Below are 12,334 nucleotides of genomic sequence, written 5' to 3'. Positions count from 1 at the left end.
CTGATGTCGGTGCGCGATGGACCGGGCATGCCCTGTTCAAAAAATCGTGCACCTCAGGATTGTTTTGGACCCCTTGATCGAATAATATTGAGCATCGATTTTCGGCCGGACGACATTAGCTATCCACCGGTACAGCCGGTTTAGACGCTGACGACCCTTCCAAAAATTCGATCTCACCAGCCCATCGAGAGGTGGGCTACGACTAGTATATCTGAGAAGGGACTACCCCCGTGAGCATGGGAACCGTGAAGTGGTTTAACGCAACCAAGGGCTATGGCTTCATCCAGCCGGATGACGGCGGCAATGACGTGTTCGTGCACATCAGCGCTGTCGAACGTGCCGGTCTTGGTACGCTGCGTGAAGGCCAGAAGATCAGCTACGAAATCGTGGCCGATCGTCGCTCTGGCAAATCTTCGGCCGACAATCTGCGCGCCGCTGGATGAGTGATTTTTCAGGACGCCCGGCGCGCCCTTGAAAATTGCTTCGAAATAACGAAAGGCCGCGCCCATGGCGCGGCCTTTTTTTATGCGTCGCAGAGGCGCTACCCTTGCGCCGCGCGACCTAAGTAGTGGGACAGCTACCAGTGGCGCCAACCGCAGGCGGCGGATTGAAAACGCACAGTGACTGACGCGGACGGGTATAGGTGACGTCGCTCAAATTTTTCCCGGCCTTCGGCATCAGATAGCCGATGATCGGTTTATGCTGGTACGTGACCTCGCTATAGATCAGATACGAGCCGGCGACCTTGAGTGCGGCAGGTACAGTCACGGTACCCGCCGGCGGCGTTGATCCCGACGTAGCGGTCCAGATCTGACGCACGACAAGATCCTTGTCGATGTAGAGCTCCACGATCCTGGCATTCACCTCCGATGACGGATACGGCGTCATGATGCCGGTGCTGGCATTGAATATGTTACTCAATTGACCAGTCGTCACCGAGACGTTCTGCGACGTCAGATCGGACAGCGTTCGCGCCATCAACGTCACCTTGCGGTCGACCGCGACGGCCGTCGAGTACTCGACCGTACCGAAAAACAACACCAGCATCACCGGCACGACCATGGCGAATTCGACCGCCGCGATACCCCTTGTGTCACCGGGCAGAGCGCGCGCCGAACGCCGCATGCGAAGCCAAACTCTGGTCATCAGACTCATCGCCCTGCCCTTAATTGAAAGGTTCGTTCTGGAACGCAGCAGTTGCGGTCAACAGCCGCGTGCCGTCGGAGAGATTCGAAATGTCATAACCGAACTTGGTGACCAGGATCGGCCATCGATAGAACAGCCGCACCACGACGATGTCGCCGGGGCCGCCGGGTTTGTAATTGTTCGGATTGGTGAATGCCTTCTTGGTGATCGGGTTACCGACGTCGACGTCGCTGAACTGCGGATAGCTCTGTACGTCGACTTCAATTTTGTTGCATTCGAACAGCGCGGCGACCTTGCCGCAGACGACCGTCTTGAACTCTGCCGGAGTGAGCTGCTGGTTCTGCGCCTGACCGGTCATGATCATGCGCGCCGAATCCTGCGTCACCGTCTCGAGCACCTGGCTGGCAAAGAACATCAACGCCGTCTCGATGATCGCAAACAGCAGCGCAAAGAATATCGGCGCGACAAACGCGAACTCGACGACGACCGAGCCACCGCGATTGCGGCGAAAACGGCGCAGCAACTGGCTGAAAGAGCGGATATGCGACGGCATCGAAGCGACCTCAGGCGCGTGCGGAACTGCCGTCATAAGTAGCCGAAACAGATTGTCGAAGTGTTTCGGCGGATAGAAGCAGAACGACCCGCGCCGTTAAGCCGCCGTTAACTCTCTACCGCCGGGCGCAAAGCGGCGTGCAACTCAGCACGTCGGCGCTGGTGCTTCCGCGGTAAACCGTGACCAGTTTGCTGTTGCCGGTTGGAGCAACGGCCGCCGTTTTGCTGTCCGTGATGCTGCGCAACGCCAGTGATAAACTCCCGCTCAGGCGCGCTTTTCCAAGAATCTCGACTTCATCAGGCGTCATTTCCAGCGTCGCCGTCTTTCCCAGCACCGCGTTTTGGCCCTCTTTTTCCTTGGGGGCCTGGTCGATGGCGAGAACCCGGACATTGGTCAGAACGGTCTGGGAGGAGATGATATCGGGCGGCTGCCCCCCGCCATCGACACTCTGCTGCTTCTCGCGCTTCGACAGAATCACGTCGACGCGGTCGTTCGGCAGAATAAAGCCGCCTGCCCCGGTTTCGGCCGAGATTTCAGTCGAGACGGCCCGCATTCCCGTCGGCAGGATCGCCGCCATGAACCCTGAACCGTTCGCCTTGACCAACTTTTGCTCGCGAATCGGTTCTCCCGCGATGAACGGCATGCGGGCGATGGAGCCAACGATTTGGGTGATGGCCTCGGGCCGGTCCTTCTTGCGAATGAAGCTGCCGCTTGAAGACGACTCGGTCCAGGTCTGCCACTGCAGGTTTTCGGCGGCGACAGTCTGGCCAAGGCCGATGTCATCTTTGGCTACGAGCACGTCCACCGTCGGCAGTTGTGGTACTGCTGCGACCGGTGCGGGGGCTTCTTTGTCGATACCGCTCGCAAGGTATGCGGCAACACCGCCAGCACTGATTGCGATGGCCAGAACAATAATTCGGGCGGTGTTCATACGCTTTTACTCATACATGACGCAGCGACGCTTCCGGCGCTGAAGCGAGTCTAGCCGGATATAGGTCAAAGCAAGGTTAAGGGAGCGCATCGAAGTCGCGTTAACAAACCCCGCTGTCGGGAACCGGACTGACGCCCGACGCTTCGCGTTCCGAGCCTATTTCCGGAATGGATAGGCCAGTTGCCCTGCGATCTCGCGCGGGAAGGTCGACTGATCGTCGACACCGTAATTGTCCGGCAAACGGCCTTCGGGCATCCGGAAGGTTCCGAACAGGATGTCCCAGAGCGGAAAGGTGCCCGCGAAATTGGTATTGCCGCCCTCTTCCTGCGCGGTGTGATGCCAGCGGTGGAATACCGGAGTGGCAAGCACGTATTTGAACGGGCCGAGCGTCCAGTTCAGATTGGCGTGAACGAACGCCGAATGGAAAATGTTGAAGGGGCCAAGCCACAGCATCACGTTCGGCGAAATACCCGCCATCAGCAGCGCGACGTCGATCCCGATGGTGCCGAGCAACAGGTTGACGGGGTGAAAGCGCGCCGCCGAAATCCAGTCCACATCCTCGGAGGAATGATGGATGGCGTGGTATTTCCAGAAGCCGCCGCCATGGAACATGCGGTGCAGCCAGTACATCATGAAATCGGCGAGCACCAGGAACAGCACCGCCTGCAGCCACAGCGGCAGCGTCGACAGCGGCCCATGACCATTGTCATAGAAGGCGATCAGTTCGTCGGCGTCATGAATTTGAAACACCAGGGCGGCGCCGAGCACCAATAGCCCGATCCGGAACACGCGGGCGAACAGTGGCACCAGGAACCAGTAGGCGAGATCGGTCACCAGCTCGCGCTTGCGCCACCACGGCCGGCCGGGATTGCAGGCCCAGAAATGCGCCAGCACCGAGAACACCAGCGCCAGGGCGATCGTGACCGGCACCACGATGGCCATCGTCTGGCCAAGCATCTCGACGATTTCCAGGCCCAGGAACATTGCCGCTTCTTAGCACCTTGCGCGATAAAGCGCCCCCCAGAACTCGATTTCTGCAAGGCTCAGACGCGCAGCGTGCCGCGATCGGATTGGGCGGTCAATTCCGCCGTGAGGAAGACTTCCGAGAAATCTGCCGGGCCACCGCGCTGGATCTTCCGGCCAGCATCTCACTCCCGGATCAAGTCCGAGGGCATGCTTTCCTCGAATGCGCTACTGGCGAAACGGATAGGCCAGTTGTCCGCCGATTTCGACCGGCACCGACCGATCGTCGACGCCGTAATTGTCCGGCAGCTTGTTTTCCGGCATCCGGAACGTTCCGAACAGAATATCCCAGAGCGGGAAGGTGCCGGCAAAATTGGTATTGCCGCCCTCTTCCTGCGAGGTGTGATGCCAGCGGTGGAACACCGGCGTCGCCAGCACATATTTGAACGGGCCGAGCGTCCAGTTCAGATTGGCGTGGACGAACGCCGAGTGGAAGGTCGTGAACGGACCGACCCAGAGCATGATGTTGGGCGAGATGCCCGCCATCAGAAGGATGACGTCCACCATGATCGTTCCGATGAACAGGTTGACGGGGTGAAACCGCGCCGCGGAAATCCACTCGAGATCTTCCGAAGAATGATGGATCGCGTGGTACTTCCAGAAGCCGCCGCTGTGAAACATCCGGTGCAGCCAATACAGCATGAAGTCGGAGGCAACCAGGAACAGCAGCGCCTGCACCCAGAGCGGAAGCGCGGCCAGCGGCCCGTGGCCATTGTCGTAGAATGCGATCAGGGCGTCGACATCATGAATGTTGAAGACGACACCGGCGCCGAGCACCAACAGCCCGATGCGGAACACACGGGCGAACACGGGAACGAAGAACCAGTAGCAGATGTCGGTGATGAGTTCGCGCTTGCGCCACCACGGCTTGCCGGGATTGCAGGCCCAGAAATGCGAGAGCACCGTGAACACCAGGGCGAGGCCGATCGTAACCGGCACTACCTTCGCCATGGTCTGGCCCATCATCTCGATGACTTCCAACGGCATACCCGACATGACGGCCTCGCTTGATGGGGAGACCCAAGGGGTATCACCCTCGCGCTTAAGGAGCGGTGAATTCGGCAATGATTCAGGCCGTACGCGGCTGCGACAGCAAGGCCCGCAATAATACGCGCATTTTATCAACTGGCTTAATTCCGCGTTTACTCTGAGTGAGAACAGCGAGTTCCCCGCGGTTTTACGCAACCGAATTAACTGCGCCGCAATGGTCGGCTTTTAGGGTGACGTCATGGTCACGGTGCTGAGAACGCCGGCGAGACCAAATGATAGTTCGACCAGCCACGTGTACACAGGAGTTATCTATTATGAAGAATCTCGTTTCGCGTTTCGTCAAGGATGAGTCCGGCGCGACTGCCATCGAATACGGCCTGATTGCCGCCGGTATTGCGATCGCGATCATCACCGCCGTTCAGGGCGTCGGCGGCAAGCTGTCGACCAACTTCGGCACGATCTCGACCTCGCTGAAATAAGCGATCGTCGCAATCTGCTTCAAAGGCCCCGGGTCACCCGGGGCCTTTGTCGTTTGCGCGACTTAGGGTCGTTTCCGAGACTCGCGGTTTTTGCGGGATCCGTCTCGTGCGGGCCGTTTTCCGATTGTTCACTTCTCGCCGATAGGTTCGCCGGATGCTGGAACGTCTTCTTTCAGGTCTTCCCGGCCTTCGCGTTGGCAGCACGGGCTGTGTGAATCCATGATCCTCGATATTGCCCGCCTCATGCTGTTTCCGGCCCTGATGGCATTCGCGGCCGCGAGCGACCTTTTCACCATGACGATTTCGAACCGGATATCGCTGGCCCTGGTGGCCGGCTTTCTGGTTCTGGCGCCGCTGGGCGGAATGGGCCTGCACGATTTCCTGATGCATCTCGGCGCCGGCGCCACTGTCCTCGTCGTGGCCTTTGGCTGTTTCGCGATGGGCTGGGTCGGCGGCGGCGATGCCAAGGTCGCGGCTGGGGTAGCGCTCTGGTTCGGCTTCGATCACCTGCTCAACTATCTGCTCTATGCGTCGCTGCTCGGCGGCGCCCTGACGCTGCTGCTGCTCTATGCCAGGCAATGGCCGCTCCCCCGGCCGCTCACGGGCCAGGCCTGGCTGCTCCGCCTCCACGACAAACAGACCGGAATCCCCTACGGCATCGCGCTCGCGATCGGCGCGTTGATGGTCTATCCGGAGACCGAGTGGATCAAGTCGATCGACGTCACGCACCTCGCAATGCGTTGATCCTTCGAACGGTAACGCACCGTTAAGGCAATTTACTCACGCCTCATTAACCATGCTTTGACGAATAGCTGGTCAACTCCCATCACGGCGGCGGAAGCGTCGCGGCGTAATGTGGAAAGTGAAGCGTATGAATACCGCTCGCATTGTCGTTTTGACCATCGCCATGGGCGCTGGCGGCACTGCCGCAAATCCGGCCAGCGGATCCGACCACCAGCCAGCCGCGTCCGAGCCGGTCGCGCAGCTGCAGACCCTCGATATTCTGGTCGCCAGGGGCGACATCGGCCTCGGCCAGTCGCTCAAGCCCGAGGATATGCAATGGCAGAGTGGCACGCTTTCGCTGGCGCTGCGCAGCATCGCGGACATCAACATGGTCGAGAACAAGACGGACGGCCAACCCATCCGGCGCGGCGACAGCATCAGCGTCGTCAGATACGGCGTGGCCAGCCAGCAGTCGATGCAGAAGTGACCGAAAGGACGCTCGTTATGAAGTGCAGGGGAAATCAGCCGATGCTGCGGACATTTATCGTCCGCGCCCTGTCATTTTCGGCGGTCGCAGCGCTGACGCTCAATCCGGCCCTGACGCCGGTCAAGGCAAGCGACTATCGCGCCGCGGCGCCCGCCGCCATGGACGGCCAGATGAACGCGCGCGCGGTTTCGCTCGGGATCGGAAAGTCGATCGTGATCGACCTGCCGCGCGACATCAAGGACGTGTTGGTGGCCGATCCGAAGATCGCCAACGCCGTCGTCCGCTCCTCCCAGCGCGCCTACATCATCGGCGCGGCGGTGGGCCAGACCAACATCATATTCTTCGATTCGGCGGGCCAGCAGATCGCGGCCTATGACATTGCGGTCACGCGCGACCTCAACGGCGTGCGCGCCGCACTGAAACAGACGCTTCCGAACTCGGACATCCGTATCGACGGCGTCGGCGACGGCGTGGTGCTGACCGGCACGGCGGCAAGCCCGATCGACGCGCAGCAGGCCTTCGATCTGGCCTCCCGCCTCGCCGGCGGCACCGACAAGGTCGTCAATTCGATCGCCGTCCGCGGCCGCGACCAGGTGATGCTGAAGGTGACGGTTGCCGAAGTCGCGCGCAACATCATCAAGCAGATGGGCATCGACCTTACGGCCAGCATGACCTACGGCACGGCGGTGGTGAACTTCAGCAACGCCAACCCGTTTACCGCCTATGGCCGCCCGCTGGTCGCAGCTAACGCCGCATCGGGAACGTTCGGCGGCGGCAACGTCCCGTCGGTGACGGCTACCCTTCGCGCCATGGAAAGCGCCGGCGTGGTGCGGACGCTGGCCGAACCCAATTTGACCGCTATTTCCGGTGAGTCCGCCACCTTCATCGCCGGCGGCGAGTTTCCCGTTCCCGCAGGCTATTCCTGCGACCCGGTCACGCGCGTCTGTACGACCCAGATCCAGTTCAAGAAGTTCGGCATTTCGCTCAATTTCACGCCGGTCGTGCTGACCGAAGGCCGTATCAGCCTGCGGGTGATGACTGAGGTATCCGAACTGTCGAACGAGAACTCGATCACGCTGACCCAGTCGGTGAGTTCCACGAGCACCAACTCGCTGACCATTCCCTCGATCAAGACCCGCCGCGCGGAGACAACGCTTGAAATTCCCTCGGGCGGCGCGATGGCGATGGCCGGCCTGATCCAGGAACAGACCAAGCAGGCCATCAATGGCTTTCCGGGTCTGGCGCAATTGCCGGTGCTCGGCACGCTGTTCCGCAGCCGCGACTTCGTCAACAGCCAGACCGAGTTGATGGTCCTGGTGACGCCCTACGTGGTTCGCGCGGTGGCGCAGAAGGATCTTTCGCGCCCCGATGACGGGTTCGCCAACGCCTCCGATCCGCAGACCGATCTGCTCGGCAGCATCAATCGCGTCTACGGCGTTCCGGGCCGCAGCAATGAGCCGGGACGGAAATATCGCGGCACCTACGGCTTTATTACGGACTGAGGCGGGACGATGACACGACAAAGCACATCCGCAATAACCGCCGACCGCAAGCGCGCTCTCCGCCTCGCGGGAGCGCTGATCGGTCTGGCCGTGGTGCTGGGCGCCTGCAAGCACACCGACCCGGTGGCGACGGCAAGCGTGCCGGACGATTATCGCCTGCGCCATCCGATCGCGATTCAGGAAGCCGATCGCACGGTGATCGTATTCGTCGGCCGTGGCCGCGGCGGACTCTCCGCGAACCAGCGCTCCGATGTGATGGGAATGGCCCAGACCTGGCTCAAGGAGGGTACCGGCGGCATCACCATCGACATGCCCACCGATACGCCGAACGCGCGCGCTGCCAGCGAATCATTGCGCGAGATCCAGGCGACGTTCGCCGCTGCCGGCGTCCCGCCGCGCGCGGTCGCCATACGCCAGTATCGTCCCGAGGACCCCAGGCACATGGCGGCGATCCGGCTGACCTATCCGAAGATCTCGGCCACCGCCGGGCCCTGCGGCCTGTGGCCCGACGACCTCGGACCGTCCGTCAACAACCGGGGCTATTTCGAAAACAAGCCCTATTACAATCTCGGTTGCTCCAATCAGCGCAATCTTGCCGCGATGGTCGATAATCCGTCGGATCTCGTGCAGCCGCGTGAGGAGACGCCCGCTTATACGCCGCGGCGCAACATCGCCTTCGACAAATATCGCAAGGGTACGTCAACCACGACCACCTATCCCGAAGCCGACAAGGCCAAACTCAGCGATACAGGCAAATGATCAGCTACTCGCGCCAGACCCCCGAACAGCAGCCGGACGGCCAGCCGCCGTCGACGGAAGATCATATCGCGCCGGCGCCGCGGGTGTCCGTCCAGGCATTCTGCGAGACGGTGGAAACCGCTGCCGCCGTGCAATCGGCCGGCGAAGACCGCCGCCTCGGCAAGGCTCATTTGAAGATCCAGATGGGCGGCATGGCCGCCGCCATCGAGGCCTATCGCTCCGCGCCGACACCGAACGTGATCATCCTGGAAACCGAAGGCCGCAACGATATCCTGCTCGGCCTCGATCAGTTGGCCACCGTGTGCGACGCCGGAACGCGCGTGATCGTGATCGGCCGCATCAACGACGTCACGCTGTACCGCGAGCTGGTGCGCCGCGGCGTCAGCGACTATGTGATCGCCCCGGTCACCGCCATCGACGTCGTCCGGGCGGTCTGCAACCTGTTCTCGGCGCCCGAAGCCAAGGCAGTCGGCCGCATCATTGCCGTGGTCGGCGCCAAGGGCGGCGTCGGCTCGTCCACCGTCGCGCATAACGTCGCCTGGGCGATCGCCCGCGATCTGGCGCTGGATTCGGTGGTCGCCGATCTCGACCTCGCCTTCGGCACCGCCGGCCTCGACTACAACCAGGACCCGCCGCAGGGCATCGCGGACGCGGTGTTCTCGCCCGACCGGGTCGATACCGCCTTCATCGACCGCCTGCTGTCGAAATGTACCGACCATCTCAGCCTGCTCGCGGCGCCAGCGACGCTCGACCGGGTCTATGATTTCGGCGCCGACGCTTTCGATGCGATCTTCGATACGCTTCGCACCACGATGCCCTGCATCGTGCTCGATGTTCCCCATCAATGGTCGGGATGGACCAAACGCGCGCTGATCGCAGCCGACGATATTCTGATCGTGGCGGCCCCCGATCTGGCCAATCTGCGCAACACCAAGAACATCTACGACCTCTTGAAGGCGTCGCGGCCGAACGACCGCGCGCCGCTCTACTGCCTCAACCAGGTCGGCATTCCGAAGCGCCCCGAGATCCCCGCCAGCGAATTCGCCAAGGCCATCGAGAGCCAGCCGATCGCCACGATCCCGTTCGAGCCGCAGATGTTCGGCTCGGCCGCCAACAACGGCCAGATGATTGCGGAAATCTCCGCCAATCACCGGACCACCGAGATGTTCCTGCAGATTGCGCAGCGGTTGACAGGCCGCGGCGAGACCAAGAAGCCGAAGGGGTCGTTCCTGTCGCCCCTGATCGAGAAGTTGCGGGCCAAGAAGTAAGCCGTCCGCGTGGAGTACGATCGTGTTTGGTAAGCGTAGCGGAGACAACGACACGCGGGCGCCGAAGCCCGCCATTCACGCGCCGGAACCCTCCGGCGTGGCGGCCGTTTCGCGCGAAATGGCCGCGCCGACCGTCTCTTCCCCGCCGATCGCGCCCTCGAAACCGCCGCCGGCGCCCGCCATGGAAGCGCGGCGCTCCGACAATTATTACCAGGTCAAAGCCACGATCTTCGGCGCCCTGATCGAGGCGATCGACCTTGCCCAGCTCGCCAAACTCGACGGCGAGTCGGCGCGCGAGGAAATCCGCGACATCGTCAACGAGATCATCGCGATCAAGAACATCGTGATGTCGATTGCCGAGCAGGAAGAGCTGCTCGACGACATCTGCAACGACGTGCTCGGTTACGGTCCGCTGGAGCCGCTATTGTCGCGCGACGACATCGCCGACATCATGGTCAATGGCGCCGGCACGGTGTTCATCGAAGTCGCCGGCAAGATCCAGAAGACCGGCATCCGGTTTCGCGACAACCAGCAACTACTCAACATCTGCCAGCGCATCGTCAGCCAGGTCGGCCGGCGCGTCGACGAATCATCGCCGATCTGCGACGCGCGTCTCGCCGACGGCTCCCGCGTCAACGCCATCGTGCCGCCGCTGGCAATCGACGGGCCCGCGCTCACCATCCGCAAATTCAAAAAGGACAAGCTGACCCTCGAGCAGCTGGTCAAGTTCGGCGCGATCTCGCCGGAAGGCGCGGAAATCCTCCAGATCATCGGCCGCGTCCGCTGCAACGTGCTGATCTCCGGCGGCACCGGCTCCGGCAAGACCACGCTCTTGAACTGCCTGACCCAGTTCATCGAGCATGACGAGCGCGTCATCACCTGCGAAGACGCCGCCGAGCTTCAGCTGCAGCAACCGCACGTTGTGCGGCTGGAAACCCGACCACCCAACATCGAAGGCGAAGGCCAGGTCACGATGCGCGAACTGGTCCGCAACTGCCTGCGTATGCGGCCCGAACGCATCATCGTCGGCGAAGTCCGCGGACCCGAGGCGTTCGACCTGCTGCAGGCGATGAACACCGGCCACGACGGCTCGATGGGAACGCTGCACGCCAACAACCCGCGTGAAGCCCTGTCGCGCTGCGAATCGATGATCACGATGGGCGGATTTTCGCTGCCGTCCCGCACCATTCGCGAGATGATCTGCGCCTCGATCGACGTCATCGTGCAGGCCGCGCGTCTGCGCGACGGCTCGCGGCGCATCACCCACATCACCGAGGTGATGGGGATGGAAGGCGATACCATCATCACCCAGGACCTGTTCCTGTATGACATGATCGGCGAAGACGCCAACGGCAAGATCATCGGCAAGCATCGCTCGACCGGCATCGGACGCCCGCGGTTCTGGGAACGCGCGCGATACTATGGCGAGGAGAAGCGGCTCGCGGCCGCGCTCGATGCCGCCGAAGTCACAGCTGAACCCGGAGCACGCTGATGTCCATTCAAGCGCTCGCACTGGCCTTTCTCGCATTCACCGCGATCGGCGGCATCGCCTGGGTCTTCGTCTACCCGATGCTGTCCGGCGAGAAGAAAGCGGAATCGCGCCGCGCCTCGATCGCGCGGTCCGAACCCGCGGCAGCGCGTCAGGCCGACAAGAGCCAGCGCTCACGCCGCGAACAGGTCGAGGGATCGCTGAAGGATCTCGAGTCGCGCCGGCTGAAGGAAAAATCCATTCCCCTGAGCACGCGCATCACCCAGGCCGGACTTTCCTGGTCGACGCAGAAATTCTGGATCATCTCCGGCGCCCTGGCCGCGGTCGCCGGCTTCGCCGCGTTCAGCGTCGGCGGCGGCGTTTTGGGCGCCCTCGGCATGGCCTTCGGCGCGGGCTTCGGGCTGCCGCGCTGGCTGCTGGGCTATCTCAAGAAAAAGCGCGAAAAGGCATTTTTGAAAGCGCTGCCGGACGCCGTCGACGTCATCGTCCGCGGCATCAAGGCCGGACTGCCGCTGTTCGAATCGATCAAGGTGGTCGCGGCCGACTCGCCGGAGCCGCTGAGGAGCGAGTTCCTGGCCATCATCGAGACCCAAACCATCGGCATGCCGCTCGGCGAAGCCTGCGCGCGCCTTTATGAAAGGATGCCGGTGCCGGAAGCCAACTTCTTCGGCATCGTGATCGCGATTCAGCAGAAATCGGGCGGCAACCTGTCGGAAGCGCTCGGCAACCTCTCGAAGGTGCTGCGCGACCGCAAGAAGATGGCGGAGAAAATTCAGGCGATGTCGATGGAAGCCAAGGCCTCCGCCGCCATCATCGGCTCTCTGCCGCCGGTCGTGATGGTGCTGGTCTGGATTACGACGCCCGAATACATCTCGCTGCTGTGGACCGACCGGCTCGGCCAATTCATGCTTGTGTGCTGCGTTGGCTGGATGACGATCGGCGTTCTCGTGATGAAGAAAATGATCAACTTCGACTTCTGACGGT

General features: G+C 62.0%; 13 protein-coding genes and 1 pseudogene. 9 read left to right on the top strand and 5 right to left on the bottom strand.

The genetic code is table 11. The annotated features are described in order from the left end of the window. The first annotated feature begins 230 nt into the window (after nucleotides 1-230). The gene (locus JQ597_RS23625) at nucleotides 231-443 is read left to right on the top strand and encodes a cold-shock protein (RefSeq protein ID WP_002714433.1); all 213 of its coding nucleotides are present in this window, start codon (nucleotides 231-233) and stop codon (nucleotides 441-443) included. 118 nt (nucleotides 444-561) lie between these two features. On the opposite strand, the gene JQ597_RS23620 is transcribed toward JQ597_RS23625, so the two are convergent. From JQ597_RS23620 to JQ597_RS23600, 5 genes are all read right to left on the bottom strand, one after another. Continuing rightward, complete coding sequence (locus tag JQ597_RS23620) at nucleotides 562-1,146, bottom strand: TadE/TadG family type IV pilus assembly protein (protein ID WP_249133292.1); 585 nt, start codon at nucleotides 1,144-1,146, stop codon at nucleotides 562-564. A 19-nt stretch (nucleotides 1,147-1,165) separates the two neighbouring features. After that, entirely contained in the window at nucleotides 1,166-1,699 is a 534-nt protein-coding gene (locus tag JQ597_RS23615) for a TadE/TadG family type IV pilus assembly protein (RefSeq protein WP_212267059.1), read from the bottom strand. Between the two features lie 115 nt (nucleotides 1,700-1,814). Continuing rightward, on the bottom strand, nucleotides 1,815-2,630 hold the full coding sequence (cpaB, locus tag JQ597_RS23610) for a Flp pilus assembly protein CpaB (RefSeq protein WP_212267057.1): 816 nt from the start codon (nucleotides 2,628-2,630) through the stop codon (nucleotides 1,815-1,817). A gap of 156 nt (nucleotides 2,631-2,786) precedes the next feature. Next, the gene (locus JQ597_RS23605) at nucleotides 2,787-3,614 is read right to left on the bottom strand and encodes a sterol desaturase family protein (RefSeq protein ID WP_212267055.1); all 828 of its coding nucleotides are present in this window, start codon (nucleotides 3,612-3,614) and stop codon (nucleotides 2,787-2,789) included. A 207-nt stretch (nucleotides 3,615-3,821) separates the two neighbouring features. After that, nucleotides 3,822-4,649: a sterol desaturase family protein gene (locus JQ597_RS23600; RefSeq protein ID WP_212267053.1), complete on the bottom strand. Its 828-nt coding sequence runs from the start codon at nucleotides 4,647-4,649 to the stop codon at nucleotides 3,822-3,824. Between the two features lie 308 nt (nucleotides 4,650-4,957). On the opposite strand from JQ597_RS23600, the gene JQ597_RS23595 reads away from it, so the two are divergent. From JQ597_RS23595 to JQ597_RS23560, 8 genes and pseudogenes are all read left to right on the top strand, one after another. Then, a complete protein-coding gene (locus JQ597_RS23595) occupies nucleotides 4,958-5,122 on the top strand; it encodes a Flp family type IVb pilin (RefSeq protein WP_192737154.1) in 165 nt (54 codons plus the stop codon). Between the two features lie 219 nt (nucleotides 5,123-5,341). Then, nucleotides 5,342-5,866: an A24 family peptidase gene (locus JQ597_RS23590; RefSeq protein WP_192737153.1), complete on the top strand. Its 525-nt coding sequence runs from the start codon at nucleotides 5,342-5,344 to the stop codon at nucleotides 5,864-5,866. A 127-nt stretch (nucleotides 5,867-5,993) separates the two neighbouring features. Further along, nucleotides 5,994-6,191, top strand: a pseudogene (locus JQ597_RS37745) (Flp pilus assembly protein CpaB); the annotation flags it as partial. A 158-nt stretch (nucleotides 6,192-6,349) separates the two neighbouring features. Continuing rightward, complete coding sequence (locus tag JQ597_RS23580; RefSeq protein WP_212267049.1) at nucleotides 6,350-7,834, top strand: type II and III secretion system protein family protein; 1,485 nt, start codon at nucleotides 6,350-6,352, stop codon at nucleotides 7,832-7,834. Nucleotides 7,835-7,843: 9 nt separating this feature from the next. After that, a complete protein-coding gene (locus tag JQ597_RS23575; protein WP_212267047.1) occupies nucleotides 7,844-8,593 on the top strand; it encodes a CpaD family pilus assembly protein in 750 nt (249 codons plus the stop codon). After that, a complete protein-coding gene (locus JQ597_RS23570; RefSeq protein ID WP_212267045.1) occupies nucleotides 8,590-9,861 on the top strand; it encodes a CpaE/TadZ family protein in 1,272 nt (423 codons plus the stop codon). Before JQ597_RS23575 ends, JQ597_RS23570 begins: the two co-directional genes overlap by 4 nt. A 22-nt stretch (nucleotides 9,862-9,883) precedes the next feature. Then, nucleotides 9,884-11,353 (top strand): TadA family conjugal transfer-associated ATPase, encoded by a 1,470-nt coding sequence (locus JQ597_RS23565; protein ID WP_212267043.1) that lies wholly within the window; start codon nucleotides 9,884-9,886, stop codon nucleotides 11,351-11,353. Further along, complete coding sequence (locus JQ597_RS23560; protein WP_212267041.1) at nucleotides 11,353-12,330, top strand: type II secretion system F family protein; 978 nt, start codon at nucleotides 11,353-11,355, stop codon at nucleotides 12,328-12,330. The genes JQ597_RS23565 and JQ597_RS23560 overlap by 1 nt, the downstream gene beginning before the upstream one ends. Nucleotides 12,331-12,334 lie beyond the last annotated feature (4 nt).

Origin of the sequence: Bradyrhizobium sp. AUGA SZCCT0177, from assembly GCF_018130125.1 — a bacterium.
In the GTDB taxonomy this organism is placed as follows: Bacteria; Pseudomonadota; Alphaproteobacteria; order Rhizobiales; family Xanthobacteraceae; genus Bradyrhizobium.
The sequence above is the reverse complement of the archived record's forward strand: the minus strand, read 5'-3'. Positions and strand labels throughout refer to the sequence as shown.